The 19265-nt window shown below is 69.1% G+C and carries 23 protein-coding genes; 2 read left to right on the top strand and 21 right to left on the bottom strand.

The genetic code is table 11. The features are described 5' to 3' along the window. Nucleotides 1-39: 39 nt before the first annotated feature. The 7 genes from ccsB to EL337_RS03555 all read right to left on the bottom strand — a co-directional run bounded on the left by ccsB (nt 40) and on the right by EL337_RS03555 (nt 7455). A complete protein-coding gene (ccsB, locus tag EL337_RS03585; RefSeq protein ID WP_048632271.1) occupies nt 40-1020 on the bottom strand; it encodes a c-type cytochrome biogenesis protein CcsB in 981 nt (326 codons plus the stop codon). Then, nucleotides 1017-2621 (bottom strand): cytochrome c biogenesis protein ResB, encoded by a 1605-nt coding sequence (gene resB / locus EL337_RS03580; RefSeq protein ID WP_048632272.1) that lies wholly within the window; start codon nt 2619-2621, stop codon nt 1017-1019. Before resB ends, ccsB begins: the two co-directional genes overlap by 4 nt. Next, nucleotides 2621-3403 carry a cytochrome c biogenesis CcdA family protein gene (locus EL337_RS03575; protein WP_048632273.1) on the bottom strand — a complete coding sequence of 261 codons (783 nt, stop codon included), beginning with the start codon at nt 3401-3403 and terminating at the stop codon, nt 2621-2623. The genes resB and EL337_RS03575 overlap by 1 nt, the downstream gene beginning before the upstream one ends. Next, nucleotides 3400-4011: a TlpA disulfide reductase family protein gene (locus EL337_RS03570; RefSeq protein ID WP_232786786.1), complete on the bottom strand. Its 612-nt coding sequence runs from the start codon at nt 4009-4011 to the stop codon at nt 3400-3402. Before EL337_RS03570 ends, EL337_RS03575 begins: the two co-directional genes overlap by 4 nt. Beyond that, a complete protein-coding gene (locus EL337_RS03565; protein ID WP_048632274.1) occupies nt 4008-4619 on the bottom strand; it encodes a histidine phosphatase family protein in 612 nt (203 codons plus the stop codon). The genes EL337_RS03570 and EL337_RS03565 overlap by 4 nt, the downstream gene beginning before the upstream one ends. After that, on the bottom strand, nt 4616-5914 hold the full coding sequence (gene hemL / locus EL337_RS03560; RefSeq protein ID WP_048632275.1) for a glutamate-1-semialdehyde 2,1-aminomutase: 1299 nt from the start codon (nt 5912-5914) through the stop codon (nt 4616-4618). Before hemL ends, EL337_RS03565 begins: the two co-directional genes overlap by 4 nt. 101 nt (nt 5915-6015) lie before the next feature. After that, complete coding sequence (locus EL337_RS03555; RefSeq protein WP_048632276.1) at nt 6016-7455, bottom strand: cytosine permease; 1440 nt, start codon at nt 7453-7455, stop codon at nt 6016-6018. 137 nt (nt 7456-7592) lie between these two features. Between EL337_RS03555 and EL337_RS03550 the strand changes: the two genes are divergently transcribed. Together EL337_RS03550 and EL337_RS03545 are read left to right on the top strand one after the other, a co-directional pair. After that, nucleotides 7593-7991: a nitroreductase family deazaflavin-dependent oxidoreductase gene (locus EL337_RS03550; protein WP_048632277.1), complete on the top strand. Its 399-nt coding sequence runs from the start codon at nt 7593-7595 to the stop codon at nt 7989-7991. After that, nucleotides 7988-8377 (top strand): YidH family protein, encoded by a 390-nt coding sequence (locus EL337_RS03545; protein WP_048632278.1) that lies wholly within the window; start codon nt 7988-7990, stop codon nt 8375-8377. The genes EL337_RS03550 and EL337_RS03545 overlap by 4 nt, the downstream gene beginning before the upstream one ends. Here EL337_RS03545 and EL337_RS03540 read toward each other — a convergent pair. The 14 genes from EL337_RS03540 to EL337_RS03475 form a co-directional block, all read right to left on the bottom strand. Next, entirely contained in the window at nt 8366-9745 is a 1380-nt protein-coding gene (locus EL337_RS03540; RefSeq protein ID WP_048632279.1) for a cytochrome P450, read from the bottom strand. The genes EL337_RS03545 and EL337_RS03540 overlap by 12 nt on opposite strands. Then, a complete protein-coding gene (locus EL337_RS03535) occupies nt 9729-10229 on the bottom strand; it encodes a pyridoxamine 5'-phosphate oxidase family protein (RefSeq protein ID WP_048632280.1) in 501 nt (166 codons plus the stop codon). The genes EL337_RS03540 and EL337_RS03535 overlap by 17 nt, the downstream gene beginning before the upstream one ends. A gap of 50 nt (nt 10230-10279) precedes the next feature. Then, nucleotides 10280-10612, bottom strand: coding sequence for a hypothetical protein (locus EL337_RS03530; RefSeq protein WP_048632281.1), 333 nt, complete (start codon nt 10610-10612; stop codon nt 10280-10282). A gap of 55 nt (nt 10613-10667) precedes the next feature. Beyond that, nucleotides 10668-11261, bottom strand: coding sequence for a TetR/AcrR family transcriptional regulator (locus EL337_RS03525; protein ID WP_048632282.1), 594 nt, complete (start codon nt 11259-11261; stop codon nt 10668-10670). Then, a complete protein-coding gene (locus tag EL337_RS03520; RefSeq protein ID WP_048632283.1) occupies nt 11248-12129 on the bottom strand; it encodes an oxygenase MpaB family protein in 882 nt (293 codons plus the stop codon). The genes EL337_RS03525 and EL337_RS03520 overlap by 14 nt, the downstream gene beginning before the upstream one ends. A gap of 126 nt (nt 12130-12255) precedes the next feature. Next, the gene (locus EL337_RS03515) at nt 12256-12504 is read right to left on the bottom strand and encodes a membrane protein (RefSeq protein ID WP_048632284.1); all 249 of its coding nucleotides are present in this window, start codon (nt 12502-12504) and stop codon (nt 12256-12258) included. After that, on the bottom strand, nt 12501-13004 hold the full coding sequence (locus EL337_RS03510; protein ID WP_048632285.1) for a transport-regulating membrane protein Mce1N: 504 nt from the start codon (nt 13002-13004) through the stop codon (nt 12501-12503). The genes EL337_RS03515 and EL337_RS03510 overlap by 4 nt, the downstream gene beginning before the upstream one ends. Then, nucleotides 13001-13447 carry a hypothetical protein gene (locus EL337_RS03505; RefSeq protein ID WP_048632286.1) on the bottom strand — a complete coding sequence of 149 codons (447 nt, stop codon included), beginning with the start codon at nt 13445-13447 and terminating at the stop codon, nt 13001-13003. Before EL337_RS03505 ends, EL337_RS03510 begins: the two co-directional genes overlap by 4 nt. A 20-nt stretch (nt 13448-13467) precedes the next feature. Beyond that, on the bottom strand, nt 13468-13920 hold the full coding sequence (locus EL337_RS03500) for a hypothetical protein (protein ID WP_083443064.1): 453 nt from the start codon (nt 13918-13920) through the stop codon (nt 13468-13470). Continuing rightward, nucleotides 13917-14897: a porphobilinogen synthase gene (hemB, locus tag EL337_RS03495; RefSeq protein WP_048632287.1), complete on the bottom strand. Its 981-nt coding sequence runs from the start codon at nt 14895-14897 to the stop codon at nt 13917-13919. The genes EL337_RS03500 and hemB overlap by 4 nt, the downstream gene beginning before the upstream one ends. A 15-nt stretch (nt 14898-14912) precedes the next feature. Then, on the bottom strand, nt 14913-16610 hold the full coding sequence (locus EL337_RS03490) for a bifunctional uroporphyrinogen-III C-methyltransferase/uroporphyrinogen-III synthase (RefSeq protein WP_048632288.1): 1698 nt from the start codon (nt 16608-16610) through the stop codon (nt 14913-14915). Continuing rightward, nucleotides 16607-17542 (bottom strand): hydroxymethylbilane synthase, encoded by a 936-nt coding sequence (gene hemC / locus EL337_RS03485; protein WP_048632289.1) that lies wholly within the window; start codon nt 17540-17542, stop codon nt 16607-16609. Before hemC ends, EL337_RS03490 begins: the two co-directional genes overlap by 4 nt. A 24-nt stretch (nt 17543-17566) precedes the next feature. After that, entirely contained in the window at nt 17567-18910 is a 1344-nt protein-coding gene (locus tag EL337_RS03480; RefSeq protein WP_048632290.1) for a glutamyl-tRNA reductase, read from the bottom strand. A gap of 69 nt (nt 18911-18979) precedes the next feature. Continuing rightward, nucleotides 18980-19240 carry a glutaredoxin family protein gene (locus tag EL337_RS03475; RefSeq protein ID WP_048632291.1) on the bottom strand — a complete coding sequence of 87 codons (261 nt, stop codon included), beginning with the start codon at nt 19238-19240 and terminating at the stop codon, nt 18980-18982. Nucleotides 19241-19265 lie beyond the last annotated feature (25 nt).

The following is a 19265-nucleotide window of genomic DNA, read 5'->3' as shown; positions in this document are numbered from 1 at the left end:
CGGCACCTCTGACAACGGTCGAGCCCCTCTCTGTTCGCCTCAGCCGACGCCGGCGTACGAATGCAGGCCGACGGTCACCAGGTTGATGAAGAACAGGTTGAACACCATCGCCACGAAGCCGGCCACGTTGATCCAGGCCGCCTTCCTGTCCCGCCAGCCGGCCGTCGAGCGCGCGTGCAGATATGCGGCGTAGATGACCCACGCGATGAACGACACCGTCTCCTTCGGGTCCCAGCCCCAGTAGCGGCCCCACGCCTCCTCCGCCCAGATGGCGCCGAAGATGACACCGAACCCGAAGATCGGGAACGCGAAGATGGTTGTGCGATAGGCGATCCGGTCCAACGTCTGGGCGTCGGGCAGCTTCGAGACGATCTGGCCGATGGTGTCGGTGCGGCCGGGCTCACCCAATCGCGACATCTTCAGCAGGAACAGGACGCTGGCCACGCCCGCGACCAGGAAGACGCCCGACCCGAGGCTGACCACCGAGACGTGGATCGGCAACCAGTAGGACTGCAGCGCGGGCATCACCGGCGCCGCGTGCGAGTACAACCACTTGCCCGACACCGTCAGCAGCACCAGCACCGGGACGAGCACGAACACCCACAGCGAGCGGTACTGCGGGCGGCGCAGCACGACGGCCGCAGCCACCAGCCCGCAGAAGCTGGTCAGGTTGATGAACTCGTACATGTTGCCCCACGGCACCCGCGAGGTGGACAGCCCGCGCAGCAGGATGCACGCGAACAGCGCGACGATGCCGACGTAGATCAGCGCGACACCCGATGTGCCGAGCCGCTCGTCGAACGAGCGCCGCGGTGCGTCGACGACGCGACCCGGCGCGGCACTGTCACGGGTGACGCTGCCTGCGCCCGCGGCGACCATCTCGCGGGTCTCGACTTTCCTGCTGCGGCTGTAGGCCAGCTCGACGGCGAGCAGCAGCAGCGCCGCCACCAGCACCAGCACCGACGACGTGAACGCCCAGTCGGAGTAGCGAGCCAGCTCGAGGTCGATGGTCGTGCTCATGAGTGCTCCGCTTTCTTTCCCAGCTCCTGCGGTGCGGCCGTGTCGGTGCTGTCGACGTCGGACAGCAGCCGCGTCGTCAGCCGCTCGAACTCGTCGCCCCACCCCGAGTTGTCGGTGCGGGCCAAGCCGCCCAGCTCGACGTTCACCGTACCCGCCGGGCCCGGCGTCAGCCGCACCCAGACGCGTCGGCGGCGCACGATCAGCGACACCAGCAGCCCGCCCATCATCGTCATCGCGAACACCAGCACCCAGATCTGCGCCGGGTCGTGTGACACCTGCAGATTGACGAACGGCATCGCCCCGTCGAAGCGCACCACGGTGCCGTCCGCGAGCCGGGTGTCCTCGCCCACCTTCAGGTTGACCCGGGCCATCTTGTTCAGCCGACCCTGGCCGATCATCCGCTCGTCCAGCGCGAAGACCGACTGGGGACGGCCGGTGTCCAGACCGGTGTCGCCCTTGTAGATGTCGATGGCCACGGCCGGGTCCTGCATCTCGGGGAAGCGGGACGACAGCAGCGCGCCGTCCAGTTGCGCGGTCGGGGCGAAGAGCCCCTGGATCGCGATCTGATTCTTGCGCCGCTCCCGCTCGTCGGCATAGGTGCCGCCCGGCGGGTCGAATCGCATGGCACCCGACGACAGGAACGTGAACTGGTCATCGGGACGCCACTGCAGCGTCTGGGTCCTGGTCTGCCCGTCCGGGAAGGTCACAGTGAACGTGGGGGCGTAACCGTGGCCCTGGAGGTACACCCGGTCACCGCCGACGCGCAGCGGCTCGTTGACCTTCAACAGGTACGGCTGCCAGGTGCCGCTGTTCAGGTTGCCGCCGGCCTGGTAGTCGATGTTGGCCTGGAATCCGACCGCCTGCCCGTTCTCCAGATAGGTGGCCGTGAAGTCGTTGACCCGCACGCACATCGGGTACAGCGACGTCCCGTCGACGGTGTTGCCCGCCCGGAACGAGTCGAACGCCGCCGGGGACGCCGAACAGAAGCCGGGCCCTCCGTCGGCGATGACGATGACGTTGCCCTCGTAGCTGAACAGCTTGCCCGCGGCGATCGCAACCAGCAGGCCCAACAGCGAGAAGTGGAAGACGATGTTGCCGAACTCGCGGAGATAACCCTTCTCCGCGGACACCTCTGTGGTGTCACCGTCGCGGCGAACGGTGCGCCGCCAGCCCCGCAACCGTTGATCGACGGCGGCCGTCATCGTGGCGACGTCGGAGCCTGACACCACGGCGCTGTGGTGCTTGGGCAGCCTGCTCAGATTGCGCGGCGCGGCGACGGGCGTGGCCCGCAGGCTGCGGACATGTTCGAGCATCCGCGGAGTCAGGCAGCCCACCAGCGAGATGAACAACAGCACGTAGATCGCGGTGAACCAGAAACTGGAGAACACGTCGAAGGCCTGCAGGCGATCCAGCCACGGGCCCAGCGTCGGGTGCTCGGCCAGGTATTCGGCGACCTTGGACTCGTTGAGACTGCGCTGGGGCAGCAGGGCGCCCGGAATCGCGGCGAGGGCGAGCAGGAACAGCAACACCAGCGCGGTGCCCATCGAGGTGAGCGTGCGCCAGGTGTTGCGGACCAGCGCGACAGGCGACAGGGACGGCATCAGATCGGCAGCCTCACGTCGCTGACGAACGCATCACGCACCCACGACACGAACTCGTTCCACAGTCCGGTGACCAGCGCGGCACCGACGAGGATCATCAGCACGCCGCCGAAGATCTGGATGGTGCGGGTGTGTCGACGCAGCCAGCCCAACCCCGCGACAGCCTTCGCTGAGCCGAATGCCAACAGCACGAAGGGGATTCCCAGTCCCAGGCAGTACGCGACGACGAGGACCACGCCGCGGGCGACATTGCCGCCCTCGGTGGCCGAGGCCACCGCGATCACGCCCGTCAGCGTGGGGCCCAGGCACGGCGTCCACCCCAGCGCGAACACCGCGCCCAACAGCGGGGCGCCACCGAGGGTGGAGATCTGACGAGGTGTGAACCGGGTGTCGCGCTGCAGCACCGGGACCAGGCCGATGAACACCAGCCCCATCAGGATCGTGACCACCCCGCCGATCCGTTGCAGCAGCAGCTGATTGGTGATCAGGGCAGTCGTCATTCCCAGCACGGCCACGGTGCCCAACACGAACACCACGGTGAAGCCGGCCACGAACAGCGCGGCGGCCCCCGCCACCCGCAGGCGCGCGGTGCGCACCGCGACACCGCCGGTGTCGGTCGGGTTGCCGTCCACCCCCACCACCGCGGCCAGATACGACAGGTAGCCCGGCACCAGCGGCACCACGCACGGGGAGGCGAACGACACCAGCCCGGCCAGCGCGCTGATGCCCACGGCCAGCGCCAGCGGGCCGGTGGCGGTCAACTGGTCGACCTCGATGGTCATGCGTCGGGCTTCTCGGCGGCCAGCCGCTCGACGACCGGTTGCAGATCCTGGGCGAGCAGTTCCCGCAGGAACACCGCGGCCACCCGGTGCTCACGGTCGAGCACCACCGTCGACGGGATGACCGTGGCCGGGTAGCGCCCGCCGAACGCGATCATGGTGCGCATCGACGGGTCGTAGATGGACGGGAACGTCACCCCTCGGTCGGTGATGAAGTCGCGGGGCGCATCGATGTTGTTGTCCCGCACATCGATTCCGAGGAAAGCCACACCCTGGTCGCGGGTTGCGTCGTACACCTGCTGCAACTGGGTGATCTCGGTGCGGCACGGGCCGCACCACTGTCCCCACACGTTGATCACGACGACCTTGCCCGCGAAATCGTCGAGCGACAGTGTCTTGTCGGTGTCCATCAGATCGGGTCCCGAGACCGGGCCCGGGGTGCCGCGGTCGGCGGGCGGGTCGTAGAAGATGTCGGTCTGGCCGCCGGGCGCCACGAACTCGAATGTGCCACCCTGTGCCACGGCGTCACTGCCCGTGGAGCACCCGGCGAACACGACGGTGGCAGCGCACGCCGCCACCAGCGTGCGCCCGAGGGCCACCAGAGAATTCACTGCCCGGCCAACTCCGCATACCCCCAGCCCACGCAGTCACCGCCGTCGAAGTAGAACGACGTCACCGAGGCCAGGTTGCACATGCGCCTGGTCGGAAAGTGGTGCAGCGGCTTGTCTGTCATCGCCCGGCGCAAAGTCTCGACCGGCAGCTGGTGGCTCACGCACACCGCCTCGTGCCCGTCGGCGACCTCCCTGGCGCGGGCCACGGCGCGCTTCATGCGGTCCGCGATGCGGGTGTACGGCTCCCCCCACGACGGGGTGCGGGGGTTGCGCAGGTGCCACCAGTTCCTGGGGTCGCGCAGGGCGCCGTCGCCGGGCGAGACCCGTTGTCCTTCAAAGATGTTCTCGGACTCGATGAGTTCGCCGTCGGTGCTCACGGCCAGCCCGTGGTGGGCTGCGATCGGCGCGGCGGTCTCCTGTGCGCGCTCCAGCGGCGAGGCGACCACGTGGGTGATGTCGCGGGATGCGAGCCACTCGGCAACGGCCTCAGCCTGTGCGCGGCCCCGGTCCGACAGGTGGTAGTCGGGCAGCCGGCCGTACAGGATCTTCTCCGGGTTGTACACCTCGCCGTGGCGCATCACGTGCACGACGGTCCTGGCCGCGGTCATGCGGTGGCCTGTGCCGCGGCGCGGGCTGCCGCCGGCAGGGCGGCGGCGATCCTGCCGAACGCGTCGTCATCGAGAGCCGTTGAGACGAACCAGGCTTCGTACGCACTCGGCGGCGGGTACACGCCCGCGTCGAGCAACGTGTGGAAGAACGCCGGAAACCGCCACGTCTCGGTGGCCTTCGCGGTGGCGAAGTCGGTGACCGGCCCGTCACCGAAGAACACGCTGAACATGTTGCCTGCGCGCGGGATCTGGTGTGCCACGCCCGCTTCGGTGAGCGCGTCGGTGATGAGGCCGGCCAGCCTGTCGGCGTTGGCGTCCAGCGTGGCGTACACGGCGTCGTCGGCGGCCCGCAGCGTGGCGAGCCCCGCCGCCATCGCGACCGGGTTACCCGAGAGGGTTCCGGCCTGGTACACCGGCCCGAGCGGCGCCAGCCGCTGCATCACCTCGGCCCGTCCGCCGAATGCCGCGGCGGGCAGCCCACCGCTCATCACCTTGCCGAACGTGAACAGGTCGGCGTCGACCGGATCGACGCCGTACCACCCGGCGCGACTGACCCGGAAACCCGTCATCACCTCGTCGCTGATCAGCAGCGCACCGTGCGCGGCGGTGATGCGGCGCAGCTCGGCGTTGAAGCCGGGCAGCGGCGGGACGACGCCCATGTTGCCCGGGCTGGCCTCGGTGATGACGCAGGCGATCTCGGCACCGAAACGGGCGAACACGTCCTCCAGCGCCGCGACGTTGTTGTACGGAAGCACGACGGTGTCCGCGGCGGCGGCGCCCGTCACCCCGGGTGAGGACGGGAGGCCCAGCGTCGCCACCCCGGAGCCGGCGTCGGCCAGCAGCGCGTCGCTGTGACCGTGGTAGCAGCCGGAGAACTTGACGATCTTGGCGCGGCCGGTGAAGCCGCGAGCCAACCGGATGGCGCTCATGGTGGCCTCGGTGCCGGAGTTCACCAGGCGGATCAGCTCGACCGGGGCGACGCGGTCGATGATCTCGCGCGCCAGCTCGGACTCCGACGGGGTCGGGGCACCGAAGGACAGGCCGTCGGCGGCCACGCGCTGCACCGCCTCGACGACGGCGGGGTGTGCGTGGCCCAGGATCATCGGCCCCCAGGAGCACACCAGGTCGACGTAACGATTGCCGTCGGCGTCGGTCAGCCAGCAGCCATTGGCCGACGTGATGAACCGGGGCGTGCCACCCACCGCGCTGAAGGCACGCACCGGCGAGTTCACCCCGCCCGGGATCACGGAGGAGGCGTCGGCGAAAAGCTTCGCGGACAGGTCGGTACTGCTCATGGCACCAGTGTCCCAGCCGGGTCAAAAGCGTCAACTACAGGGTGTAGTGGAGAGGAGCGCACAGGTGACCTGCACCACCCGCGGGACGCAGGCGGATCCCGTCACGTCGTCGCGCGGCGCGCCTTCGGGATCTCCAGCGCGGCGTACAGCGAGCCGGCAGCCAGGCCGCCCGCGAGCCAGGACAGGTCGACGCCGCCCAGCGCGATGGCGATCGGGCCCTGCATCACCGGCACCATCCCGTACATGAACAGCCAGGTGCAGACGATGCCGACCGCGAGCGCGAGCAGCGCCGACAGGCGCACGGTGGGCAAGGTCGACTCGCCGGGCGGCGTGAGCAGCGTCGCGGCATCGATCTGCCGGCGCGCCACACCGAACCAGTGCACGAGCATGACCGCAGCCCACGGCGCCACCCAGCCGACGATGCCGACCAGCCAGGCGTCGATGGTCTGGGCGAAGTCGCCGTTGAGCACGAAATACACCACGCAGGCCATCGCGACCACGCCGATGATCACGTTGAGCACCCGCCGGTTGACCCGGATGTCGAGCGCCTGGGTGGACACCGCGCAGGTGTAGATGTTGAGGATGTTGGTGGCGAGCGGGCCGTGCACGACGAGAAGCAACACCGGGATCGCGAGCACACCGTAGGCGTCGACGATGATCTCGCCGGGGTCCGACGATGTGCTCAGCGTCGCCAGGGAGGCCCCGAGAGCGCCGAGCCAGATGACGGGGATGAACTGACCGAGCGCGCTGGCGGCGAACAGCTTGCGGGCCGGGACACTCGTCGAGACGAACCGCGAGTAGTCCCCGGCGTATCCCAACCAGGTGATGCCCCAACCGATTCCGATCGCGGTCATCACGGCGGTGATCGCGGTGAAGTGCTGGGCCCCGGTTAAAGCGGCGTCACCGGAATAGCCCCAGTCGACGTCGAGCCCGAACCAGGCCACGCCCGTCATCGCGATCAGCACGACGACCGTCGGAGGCACGGTCCAGCGTTCGAACGCAGCGATCAGGCGGTAGCCGAACCACGCGATCACGACCTGGATGGACATGATGACGGCGGCGACCGCGATGCGGGCCGCGTGGTTGCTCAGCTCCGGGTCGACGAGGCCGACGCGCCCGAGCAGCGCCATGACGAGGTCGAGCACGATCCAGGTGTTGATGGCGCACCACCCGATGCACAGCAGAGCCTGCACGGCGGCCGGCACGTAGGCACCGCGGCGGCCGAAAACCGCCCGGGACAGCACCATCCCGGTGACGCCCGTTTTCTGGCCGATCACGACGAACACCCCGAACAACGACATGCCGATGGCATTGCCGACCACCAGGACCGCGATCGTCTCGAGGAGTCCGAGCCCCATCGTCACGCCCAGCGCACCCAGGATCCAGTTGATCGGCGCGATGTTCGCCCCCGCCCAGATCCAGAACTGACCGCCCACGTCGGTGGTCTTCGCGGACTCCGGGATGACCGAAAGCTCGGCTTCCAGATCGTGTGCCCCGTGCGGGCGGCCGGATGGCGCAGGAGCGGTATCGACTGAGGTCATGACACTTCCTGGTCGGTGGGGCCCGAAGCGGTGTGAGTCGCGACGCTGCGCCGGTGGGTCCGGGCCGAGTTCACCGCAAGTTTCGCCGAAGTACACCGAGTCCGCACGTCGAGATCGCGGCTGACCGATGATGAGGCATGCGGTTACCCCAGTGGCTGGCCCGGTTCAACCGCCACGTCACCAATCCGATCCAGCGGATGTGGGCGGGCTGGGCCCCGACGATGGGCATCCTGGAACACTCCGGCCGCCGCTCCGGCGTGCGCTACCGGACACCGCTGACCGTGTTCTCCACCGCCGAGGGAGTCGCGATCCTGCTCACCTACGGGCCCGACCGGGACTGGTTGAAGAACATCACCGCAGCCGGAGGCGGCACCCTGCGTCGCTACGGGCGGTCGTTCCCGGTCAGCGACCCGCGGGTGGTGCCGAGGGCCGAGGCGGCTCCGTACGTCACCGGGGTGATGAAGCCGGTGTTCGCCCGCCTGCCGTTCGATTCGGCGGTGCTGCTCCGGCGTGACCCGCCCGACGTCCCACGGTGACGAATCCCCCGGCGGACCCGGCGCCGGACCACAACACCCGACTGGCCGCGGAGCGCAACCGTCTCGCGCTGGAACGCACACTGATGGCGTGGACGCGGACCAGCACGTCACTGATCGCCTTCGGCTTCACCATCTATCAGATCTTCCGGTACCTGTCGGAGAGCGAGCGGCTCGACGACCCGTTCATCAGCCCGTTGGCGTTCGGTGCCGCCATGATCGTCGTCGGTCTGACCGCGCTGATCCTGGCGTGGCTCCAGCACCGACAGGAACTGGCGGCGCTGAGGGCCGACTTCGGCCCGATGCGGTACTCGATCGCCTCCATCGTCGCCGCCATGGTCGCCGCTCTCGGCGTGATTGCCCTGCTCGGGGTGCCCCTACGGCTGTGACGGTCGGCGACGCGGTGTGACTTGCGCGCGGATCGGCCCGTGCGCCACCGTCGTGAACGGCACGTCCACCGCGAAGTCGGCGTCCAGGGAGCTCACCCGCATGCTGCGGATGATCGTCGCCAGTGCCAGCGTCGTCTCCAGCCGCGCGAAGTGCTCACCGATGCACGACCGTGCCCCACCGGCGAACGGCAGGAAATGCCAGCGGGCGCGCGCGGCGGTGTTCTCGGGGCTGAAGCGATCCGGGTCGAATCTGTCGGGGTCCGGCCAGATGTCCGGATCGCGGTGCAGCGCATAGATGCCGACGGCGACCAGTGTGCCCGCCTCGATGCGGTGACCGTCCACGGCGATGTCGCGCACCGCCAGCCGGCCCACCCCGGCCGCAGGCGGGCACAACCGCAGCGCCTCGTGCAGCACCTGGACGGTGTAGCCGAGCCGGGGCACGTCCGCCGGCTCGAGGTCCCGGTCACCGAGCGCGGCGACTTCAGCGGCGACCCGGTCCTGCACCTCGGGATGGTGTCCGAGGATCCACAGCGCGTACGTCAGGGCGGTCGCGGTGGTGTCGTGGCCGGCGAGCATGAAGATGAGCAGGTCGTTGCAGATGTCGTCGTCGGACAACCCCAGTCCGGTCTCGGGGTCGGTGGCGTCCATCAGGGCACGCACCAGCGGGGCATCCCGGCCCGGGTCGTCGCGGCACGCCTGCAGCATCTCGGCGGTGACCTCGAGCATCGCGGCGACCGCGGCGCGGGCACGCCGTCGCGCCGGTGTCGGCAACCACCGCGGCGCCCGGATCGGCCGCAGCGCGCGATCGGCTGTGTACCCCGACGCGACGTGCATGTGCTCGGCGATCACGTCGGCGCGCTCGTTGAGGTCGACGCCGAGCACCGACCGACCCAGCGACTGCATGGTGATCCGGCGGCATTCGATGTCGAGATCCACCTCGCCACCTGTGTGCCACGCATCGACGAAGCGCTGCGCGGCGTGGGACATGTGCCCACCGAACGCGCGGACGTTGTGCTTGGTGAACACCGGTTGCAACGCGCGCTTGCGGGGCCGCCACGGCTCGTTGGGCAGCACGAACAGGCTGTCCCCGGCCATGTTCTGCACTTCTTCGTGGACGATGCACCGTTCGGCGAACGCGTCGTTGCGGCCCAGCACATCGCGGATGCTCTCCGGTGAGAACACCGCGACCAGCGGCGGGAACAGCCACTTCGGCGCCACCTGAACGCGGGTGACCGGCCCGCCGGCCCGCCGGACCTGCAACTGCCCCGTGTCGAGGGTGCGCACCAGCTTGAGCAGCTGGCGATACGGCAACGGATTCCGGGGCGCCAGCGGCAGGCGGTCCACGCTCTGCTCAGTCTCGGCGACCACTGTGATCACTCCACGTCACGGCCGTGCCTTCGCCCTTGGTCATCACGGTGCCCGGCATCACCCGCAACCGGTACGGGGTCAACCGCAGCACCGCGAACTCCGGCGACGTCGGCCCGTCCTTCCACATCGGGATGATGGCCGGGTCGTACCCCACCGGCTCGGGCCCCGTCGCGAACTTCTGCCACACCTCGGCACAGGTCTCGTCGTCGGTGTACCACTCCACCAGGCACTCGGCGGAACAGGTGTCGTGCGTCGTGGTCCAGTAACTGACCGAGACCTCGGGATGTGCGGCCAGATGCGCCCGCTTCAGCGGCGTGGGGACGGTGGCGATCCAGCCGAACAGGTCGGTACCGTCCCACTCCCAGATCGGATGCAGAATCCGGGTGCGCGGTCGTCCGTCGTCGTCGACTGTGGCCACAGACGCCCAGACGATCGAGTGGGCCATGCCCACGAAGTCGGGCGCAATCTGATCGAGCGTCGTCACCGACTCAGATTAGGCACACGGGCGAACGCCCGGTACGGCCACGTCCCGGGTCACTCGTTCAACTTCTTCTTGAACTCCTCGGTGTTGCGGTACTCGACGTTGCCGATGTCGGCCGACGTCTCGATCTTGCCCTTGTCCTCGTCGTCCACCCACTCGGTGACCGCGGTGCCCGAGACCGTGCCGCTGCTGCCGGGCAATGTGGTGGTCTGCAGATCCTCGGAGTAGGCCTTGGACATCTCCTGAGCCTTCTGCTTGTGCTCGTCGGTGATCTCGGGTTTCTCGGTGGTGCGCGCCTCGGCGTCGGGGCTCTCGGTGACGTGCTCCAACTCGACGTCCGGGGTTTCGCTGTCCTGACGCTGTTCGGTCTTCTCTTCGGCGGTCATGGCCGTAGGTCTGCCCGAATGTGTGATCCACGAAACAGCGAGGGGCGCGCAGTGATCAGGCCGGCACGGAGCGCAGGGCGACCGGCAGGCTGGGCAGGAAGTGCCGGCGCGCGAACGCGCGGATGTCGTCGGCGGTCTCCACCGGCTGTGCGCTCGGCAGCAGCAGCACCATCGCGGCGTACCGCAGAATGCAGTCGGCGAGTTCGTCGACGGCCTCCGGGCCGATCCGCTCGGCGAACCCGGGCGGGAAGATCACCCGCAGCGCCTCGGCCATGCGCTCGATGGCCGCGCGGTGGTAACGGGCGGCCAGCTGCAGCACCAGCCCGGGTTCCTCGGTGATCATCTGGTGCAGCACGCGGTGCCTGCGGAACTTCAGTATCGACAGGGTGAAGGCTTCGACATAGTAATTCGACTGTGGCCCAGACTGTTTCAGCTCGGCGGCGATGTCGGCGAACAAGGCGACGTTCTCCCGTTCGATGACGGCGCCGACGAGTTCGTCCTTGTTGGCGAAGCGGCGGTAGATGGTCGTCCGGCTGACGCCGGCGCGGCGCGCGACATCGTCGAGGGCGACCCGGCGGAATCCGTGCCGTTCGAACTCGACGACGGCGGCGTCGAGGATCTGCCGGGTCGACTGATCAGCCCCGGGCATAGCCCTTGACGGCGTATCCGCTGTAACGCACTCGCATGGGCAGATGGTCCCAGATCCAGTTCACCGGCCGCGACCGCCAGAGTGCGGCGAACTGCTGATAGCGGCGTTCCTGCTTGTCACTCCACGGCAGGCCCAGCAGCGTGCGCGCCCGCGGCGGCAGGCCGCCGGTGGTCAGGAAGGCTGCCAGCGGATTGAAGACCGGCGCGACGAGCCGCCACACCAGCGGGTGCACGGCCTTGGGTTTCGGGAAGCCCTTGGTGACGTAGCCGACGCCGTACTTGGCCGTGGGGTGCGCGACGACCACCTGGTCCATCATCCGGTCCCAGTACCGCTCGAACTCGGCGTAGGTCGCGGGCATCGGGCGGTCGCTGACACCGTAGCGGCGGTACCAGGTCTTGGACTCCAGCCAGATCTGCTCGCGCTCGGCGTCGGTGAGGCGCTTCACGAAGGTGTTGGCAAAGTAGTAGATCTGCTCGACGAACGTGGCATGAGCCCAGAAGTACGTGTCGGGATCCAGGGCGTGGTACCTGCGGGCTTCTCCGCCCTCGGGGCCGGGCATCTCACCCTTGACGTGGTGGTGGAAGTCGCGGACCTGCAGGCCGGCGTTGTCGTCGTCGGATCCGTAGACCGTGTTGAAGATCGGCGGGATCGTGCGCCGCAGGCGTTCGGCGGTGTCGGCGAAGAACGTCGAGTGGTCGTAGACGCCCTGACCGAGCTCGGCGAGCATGTTCTGCAGCACCGCGGGGCGAGGGCCGATCAGGTACATGCGGTTGTCGCCGAACCATCGCCAGACCAGCGACTGTGGTCCCAGCAGCGCATCCGGTTCGGCTCCGTCGAGGTGTCCGCGCTTGTCTGCCAGCTCCGTCATGCGCGACAGTGTTACAGATTTTGCACTTTGTACCAAGACGGGTGTGGCGAGAGTTACAGCCGCGGGTGAGCGGTCGTGAGAGTGAAGCCAGGGTCGCGGACCGGGTTCCCGGAACGAGCCGGAATGCTATTTCGCGGTGGACGCGCGGCGGCGCAGGCGTGCGGCGCCCACGACGGCGAGCACCCCGGCCAGCGTCGCCAGCATCAGTGAGAGCGTCAGCATCGGCGCGGAGTACACCTGCGACACGGTCGAGGGCTCCCCAGCCAGCACCGGGGCGACGACCGCCTCCGAGATCGCGGCCCGCCATGACGCCACCGCCCCGACGGCGGCGAGCGCGGCCAGCACCAGCTCCAGCACCGCGCGTCGGCGGCTCATGACGCAGGCTCGGGCGGGATGCGTTCCTCGACCAGGTTGGTCAGCGCGGCGCGCAGTTGCTGGTGCTTGCGGGCCCAGGCCTGCGCGGTGCGGTCGTTGGTGAGCCGAACACCGATTCCGGTGCGACCGCGGGGCACGCCGGTGAGCTCGCCCAGCGCCCGCGCGTACTGCCACTTCGGCGTCTCGTGTCCGCTGGCTTCCGGATACACCCGCAGGATGTCGTCGGTCAGCGTGACCTCGGTGCCCTGCCGCAGCTTCTCGGTGGTCAGCTCCACCGACGTGTGAATCCGCGCCGCCTTGACCTGGACCGCGAGGAAGCCTGAGACCAGCACGAAGAACAGGCCGGGCACCATCCACTGGATGCCGTAGCCGGCCGAGAGCTGGATCATCGCCATGGCGATGCCGGCCGCGGGCCCAGCCAGCAGCCACAGCCAGCTGGCACCGTTCTCGGAGAACAGCACCTCGGGAGCCGCGACGCGGTCGCCGGCGGACTCGGTCATGACGTCGCCTCCTCGGCATACCAGTCGCGCGCCGACGGCCTGACGATCAGCGCCGCCCCGACGAGGATCGGCAACAGCGACAGCAGCACGATCGGGTGCGCGACGCCGATTCCGATCGCCATCAACCCGATGACCGCGACCGTGGCGAACGCAAGCCCCAGGGTCGCGAGGCGGAAGCGTCGGTCACCCCGGCGCGCGCGACCGGCCAGGAACGCCAGCGCCGCCGCCGCCACGATGGAACCGATGCCGGTCCCGCGATAAAGCATGAGGTAGTTGCGTACCTGATCGTCGGTCATGCTGGCGGGCAGGTACGCGCGCGCGGCCTCGAACGAGGCCGTCGACGCCATCAGCCCGCCGACGATCATCACCACCGCGCCACCGACGAAGCACCAGAACGCGGCATCGACGACTCGCGGCCTGCTCGATGGAGATGGGGCGGTCATGGTCGGGTCAGCCTAGCGAATCAGCGCGTGAAGAAGTCGTGGGAGTCCTTGCGATGCAGCAGGTACGCCCCGCCCACGATCAGCACGGAGCCGACGATCACGCACGCGGCATAGGCGAACGCCGCCGCCGGTGGGCGCTCGACGCTGAACAGCGTGGACACCGAGAACACCACCGCCGCGATCGCGCCGCCGGTCAGCAGCGTGCGCGCCCAGCGGTAACCCTGGCGCATCAGGAACTGGAACGTCAGCACGACCGCGGCCAGCAGCACCACGAACATCACCGAGATCGCCAGAACCAGGGCGCTCTGGGGGCGTTGCGCGGTCAGCGTGTCGATGATGGAGCCTGCCGTCATCAAGGGCAGCGCGACGACCCACAGCCAGAACCCGGTGTCCACGTCCGGCGGCCGGGTGGGGGGCGCCCCGGCGGGGGACGAGTCGTCGGGCCGCACGGGCTGTTCGGTCGGGCCCGTCACGACAGCCAGCGGGCCACGTCGACCGCCCAGTAGCTCAGCACGACATCGGCTCCCGCCCGCCGAATCCCGGCGAGCGACTCCAGCACCACGGTGGGCAGGTCGATCCAGCCCTTCTCGCCGGCTGCGGCGATCATCGAGTACTCCCCCGACACCTGGTAGGCGGCAACGGGAACCGGCGAGATGTCGGCGGCCGCGCGCACCACGTCGAGGTAGGACATCGCCGGCTTGACCATGACGATGTCGGCGCCCTCGTCGATGTCGAGTTGGATCTCGTGCAACGCCTCACGCGCATTGCCCGGATCCTGTTGGTAGGTGCGGCGGTCGCCCTGCAGGCTGGACCCGACCGCGTCGCGGAACGGCCCGTAGAACCCGGACGCGAACTTGGCGGCGTAGGCCAGGATCGCGGTGTCGGTGTACCCGGCGGCGTCGAGACCGTCGCGGATCGCCACGACCTGACCGTCCATCATGCCGCTGGGGCTCACCATGTGCGCACCCGAATTCGCCTGTGCCACAGCTAATTCCACGTATCGACGGTTGGTGAGGTCATTATCGACACGACCGCTGGCGTCGACGACGCCGCAATGACCGTGGTCGGTGAACTCGTCGAGACAGGTGTCGGCCATCAGCACGGTCTCGTCACCGAGATCCCTCGACAGATCCCGCAGCGCCCGGTTGAGGATGCCGTCGGGGTCGACACCGGCACTGCCGGTGGCGTCCTTGTCGTCCTCGCGCGGCACCCCGAACAGCATCAGGCCGCCGATCCCCGTGGCGACCGCGTCGGCGGCGGCCCGGCGCAAGGACTCCCGGGTGTGCTGGACGACGCCCGGCATGGACTCGATGTCCCGCGGCGCATCGAGACCGTCGGCGACGAACATCGGCAGCACCAGATGCCGTGGCTCCAGCGTGGTCTGGGACACCAACCGGCGCATCGCCGGCGTGGTCCGCAGCCGCCGGGGGCGGTGTCGGGGAAACCCCACTGATCGGCTCCTCGGCTAGCGGCGGCGGCTTTTCTTCCGCGGGGGCGGCAGCGCGCCCTCGGCCCGCAACCGGGCGGCGTGCTCGGCCAGCGCCTCGACCAGAGGTCCGACCGCGGCCACCTCGGGCTGGACGTCGACACGCAAACCGAACTCGGCTGCGGTCTCCGCCGTCTTGGGCCCGATGCAGGCAACGATGGTGCGGGCGTGCGGCTTACCCGCGATGCCGACGAGGTTGCGCACGGTCGAGCTGGACGTGAAGCACACGGCGTCGAACCCGCCGGTCTTGATCATCTCGCGGGTGTGCGCCGGCGGCGGAGCGGCCCGAACCGTGCGATAGGCCGTGACATCCTCGATCTCCCAACCGAGTTCGCGCAGACCTTCGGCCAGTGTCTCGGTGGCGATGTCGGCACGCGGCAGCAGCACCCGGTTCACCGGATCGAAAATGTCGTCATACGGCGGGAATTCGTCGAGCAGGCCGAGCGAGCTCTGCTCACCCGTGGGCACCAGCTCCGGATTGATCCCGAATTCGCGCACGCGTTCGGCCGTGGCCTGACCGACACAGGCGATCTTGACGCCGGAGAACGCGCGGGCGTCGAGCCCGAACTCGTTGAACTTCTCCCATACGGCACGCACGGCGTTGGTGGAGGTGAACACCACCCACTGGAACCTGCCGTCCACCAAACCCTTGACGGCCCTTTCCATTTGGGCCGGGCTACGGGGCGGCTCGACTGCGATGGTCGGCACCTCGATGGGCAGGGCCCCGTGTCCGACCAGGCGATCACTCATCTCGCCGGCCTGGTCCTTGGTGCGCGGCACCAGCACGGTCCACCCGTACAGGGCGCGGCTCTCCCACCAGTTCAGCTTGGCGCGGTTGGCGACGGTACGGCCGATCGTGACGACCAGCGTCCCCGTCAGCGGGCCTGCGGCGTCGATGCCGGCAGGCCGGTCCAGCACTGCCTTGTCGAGCAGTCCGCCGAGGGTGGTCTCCACCGAGCGCTGCTGGCACGTGGTCCCGTTGGCGGTGACCACGGCAGGCGTGCTGTCGGCGAGGCCGTACTCGATCAGCGTGCGCGCCGCCTCCGGTAGGTGCGACGCCGTCGCGTGCAGGATCAGCGGACCCGGCGCAGCCGCCAGGGCCGCCCAGTCGACGTCGCCGCGCACGTCGGCGACGGTGTGCGCCGACCCGAGCGGCAATCCCGCGTAGGTGGGCACCGCGGAGGTGTCGGGCAGGCCGGGGACGATCTCGAAGTTCAGCTGCGTTCGGGCCAGCGCGTTGACCTCGGTGATCACCGAGTCGACCGACAGCGGGTCGCCCGCGACCAGACGCACCACGTCGACTCCGGTACGAGCCTCGTTCGCCAGTGTCTTGGCGACCTCGGCCGGATCACCCAGCGCGGGCCGCACGTCCGGACCACCGGGGATGACGGCGTCGACCGACGTCTCGCCCGCATCGGCATCCGGCTGGGCCGCGGCATCGTCGGCGCCGGGCTTGGGGGCCACCGCGGCGGCGACAGGGGGCAACGGACCGGAGGGAGGCGGCAACTCGCAGCCCACCAGGGCCAGGATCGCCTCCGGCACGTCGGGGTCGGTGAAGACCAGGGCGGCGTTGGCCAACACGCTGCGGGCACGCGTTGTCAGCAGCCCCGGATCCCCGGGCCCTGAGCCGACGAACGTGATGTGGCCGGGCTTGTTCTTGCGTCCTCGCAAGCTCATACGTCTCTCCCGCGTTCGTCCAACAGTTCGCGTGCACCCAGCTCGAAAAGCTCCGCGGCCACCGAGAGCCCCAGCTCTCGTGCCCGATCGGGGGTCCCGATACCGGACGCACGGATCACGTCGGATCCGTCCAGCGTCGCCACGCAGCCGCGCAGCGACAGCTCCAAGAAGACTCGACCGTCCTCATCGATCGACTCGACCACCTCAGCGATCGCGCCTACCGGTGCGGAGCAACCCGCCTCCAGTTCGGCCAGCAGGGCTCGCTCTGCGGTGACCGCCGCACGGGTGTCGGCGTCATCGAGCTCCGCCAACAGTTCCGCTAGCGCCGTATCACCGGCACGGCACTCGACTGCCAACGCCCCCTGAGCCGGTGCCGGCAACATCTGTACCGGCTCCAACGTCTCGGTGACAGCCTCGAGGCGTCCGATACGGGCCAATCCCGCCCGGGCCACGACGACGGCGTCGAGATCTCCGCTGCTTACCCTGTTCAACCTGGTATCTAGGTTGCCTCGTAGGGGGCGAATTTCCAAACCGAGACCCAGTGCTCTAAGCTGCGCGGTCCGCCGCGGGGACGACGTCCCGATGACGGAGCCGTTCGGCAACTCCCCCAGCACCATTCCGTCGCGCGCCACCAAGGCGTCGCGGGCATCCGCGCGCACCGGAATCGCGGCGATCACGAAGCGCGGGTCGGTGGCGGTCGGCAGGTCCTTGTAGGAGTGAACGGCCATGTCCACCGTGCCCTCGGCGATGGCCTCGCGAAGGGCGGCGGTGAACACCCCGACGCCGATCTCGGCGATGGGCGCATCGGAGCGGTCTCCATCGGTGGACACGATGACCAGCTCGGCGTCGTGCCCGGCTGCGACCAACTGGTCGCGGACGACGCCGGCCTGGGTGGTGGCAAGCAGGCTTCCCCTGGTGCCGATACGAATCACGTGGTCGCTTTCCGTGACCGAGACTTAGTCGGTCTGGTCGAGATCGAGGGCTATGGTGCCGATTTCGCTTCCGGCTACCGCATCCACGGCGTGCTGGTCGAGTTCGAACAGCTCACGCAGCGCCTCGGCGTAGCTATCCCCGCCCGGGGCGCTGGCCAACTGTTTGACGCGCACTGTCGGCGCGTGCAGGAGCTTGTCGACGACCCGGCGCACGGTGTTGGCCACCTCGTCGCGGTGGGCGGCATCCAGCTGCGGCAGACGGTGGTCCAGCCGCAGCATCTCCGCCTCGACGACGTCGGCGGCGCGGCGCCGGAGCGCGGTGACGGTCGGGGTGACCTCGGCCATGCGCTGACCGGCGAGGTAGTTCGCCACCTCGGCCGCGACGATGGTGCGGGCGGCGTCGGCGTCCGCCGAGGCGGCGCGCGCCGACGGTTCCCGCTGGATCCGGTCCATGTCGATCACGAGCACACCCGGCAGACCGGCGACGGCCGCGTCGACGTCCCTGGGCATGCCCAGATCGCAGATCACGAGTTGCTTGGGTTCCCGGACGTGGGCCAGCCCGCGGTGCACGTCGGCCAGCGAAACCACCGGACGGACCGCACCGGTGCAGCTCACGACGATGTCTGCGTCACTCAGCAGGGGCGGCAGGTGGTCGAACGGGTACGCCTCGGCCTCGATGCCGTGCTCGCGGATGTTCTCGGCGAGCCGCTTGGCCCGCGGCAGGGTCCGGTTCACGACGTGAATGCGCTCGACCCCGGCTCGCATCAGCTGCTTGGCCGCCAGAGCGCCCATCGATCCGGCGCCCACCACCACGGCCCGGCGGCCCGCCAGTGAACCCAGCTTCGCCTCGGCCGTGTCCAGCGCGACGGACACCACCGACGCACCTGCAGCGTCGATGCCCGTCTCGGAGTGCACGCGCTTGCCCACGGCCAGCGCCCGCTGCGACAGCTCGTGCAGCGTGCGACCCACGGTCTGGTTGGCTTCGGCGGAGGCGTAGGCACGACGCACCTGGCCGAGGACCTGCTGTTCCCCGATCACGGCGGAGTCCAGGCCGCTGGCGACCGCGAACAGGTGCTCGACAGCCGCCTCGGCGTAGCGCACGTAGGCGTACTTGGTCAGATCCTGCAGCGACATGCCGGAATGCTCGGACAGCACCTGCCCGATGACGGACAGGCCGCCGTGGAACGCCTCGACGACGGCGTAGATCTCCACGCGATTGCAGGTGGAGAGCACCATCGCCTCGGTAACCAGCGAGGACTGCAGCACCTGATCGACGATCTTGGCCTGGTCGGAATCGTCCCGGCTCAGTTGCTCCAGTACGGACACCGGCGCACTGCGATGGGAAACCCCGAAAAGCAAGACGCTCATGGCTTCCTCACCACGATCAGCACAGGTCCAAGGTAGTCGTTAACCAGCTGGGCTACCAAATTTGCTCGATCATGACCGGTCCGCGACATCGGCGCGCAACCTCGGCTCGTCGACCTCCCAGTAACTGTGCTCCGCACCGTCGAGCAAGACCACCGGAATACGGTCGCCGAACTCGGCACGCAACGCCGTGTCGCCGGCGGCGGCAGCGGTGTCGATATCGGTCACCACCAGGGTGAAGCCCAGCTCGCCGGCCAGCTCGGTCAGCCGTGCCGCCGCCGCCGCGCACATCGAACATCCCTCGCGCGTGAGCAACTCCACCCGTCGATCCACCCCGCCAGTATCCCGGCGGGGTGTC

The sequence above is a fragment of the Mycolicibacterium aurum genome (assembly GCF_900637195.1).
Classification (GTDB): domain Bacteria; phylum Actinomycetota; class Actinomycetes; order Mycobacteriales; family Mycobacteriaceae; genus Mycobacterium; species Mycobacterium aurum.
This window is presented reverse-complemented; position numbering and strand designations above follow the sequence as displayed.

Bases quoted from the DNA above. Each gene is read 5' to 3' on its own strand.
- EL337_RS03515 (WP_048632284.1), bottom strand. From the start codon at position 12,504: ATGAGCCGCCGACGCGCGGTGCTGGAGCTGGTGCTGGCCGCGCTCGCC.
- EL337_RS03520 (WP_048632283.1), bottom strand. From the start codon at position 12,129: ATGACGGAGCTGGCAGACAAGCGCGGACACCTCGACGGAGCCGAACCG.
- EL337_RS03575 (WP_048632273.1), bottom strand. From the start codon at position 3,403: ATGACCATCGAGGTCGACCAGTTGACCGCCACCGGCCCGCTGGCGCTG.
- EL337_RS03480 (WP_048632290.1), bottom strand. From the start codon at position 18,910: ATGAGCGTCTTGCTTTTCGGGGTTTCCCATCGCAGTGCGCCGGTGTCC.
- EL337_RS03565 (WP_048632274.1), bottom strand. From the start codon at position 4,619: ATGACCGCGGCCAGGACCGTCGTGCACGTGATGCGCCACGGCGAGGTG.
- EL337_RS03490 (WP_048632288.1), bottom strand. From the start codon at position 16,610: ATGAGCTTGCGAGGACGCAAGAACAAGCCCGGCCACATCACGTTCGTC.
- EL337_RS03555 (WP_048632276.1), bottom strand. From the start codon at position 7,455: ATGACCTCAGTCGATACCGCTCCTGCGCCATCCGGCCGCCCGCACGGG.
- EL337_RS03505 (WP_048632286.1), bottom strand. From the start codon at position 13,447: ATGACCGCCCCATCTCCATCGAGCAGGCCGCGAGTCGTCGATGCCGCG.
- EL337_RS03550 (WP_048632277.1), top strand. From the start codon at position 7,593: ATGCGGTTACCCCAGTGGCTGGCCCGGTTCAACCGCCACGTCACCAAT.
- EL337_RS03510 (WP_048632285.1), bottom strand. From the start codon at position 13,004: ATGACCGAGTCCGCCGGCGACCGCGTCGCGGCTCCCGAGGTGCTGTTC.
- EL337_RS03530 (WP_048632281.1), bottom strand. From the start codon at position 10,612: ATGACCGCCGAAGAGAAGACCGAACAGCGTCAGGACAGCGAAACCCCG.
- EL337_RS03525 (WP_048632282.1), bottom strand. From the start codon at position 11,261: ATGCCCGGGGCTGATCAGTCGACCCGGCAGATCCTCGACGCCGCCGTC.
- ccsB (WP_048632271.1), bottom strand. From the start codon at position 1,020: ATGAGCACGACCATCGACCTCGAGCTGGCTCGCTACTCCGACTGGGCG.
- resB (WP_048632272.1), bottom strand. From the start codon at position 2,621: ATGCCGTCCCTGTCGCCTGTCGCGCTGGTCCGCAACACCTGGCGCACG.
- hemL (WP_048632275.1), bottom strand. From the start codon at position 5,914: ATGAGCAGTACCGACCTGTCCGCGAAGCTTTTCGCCGACGCCTCCTCC.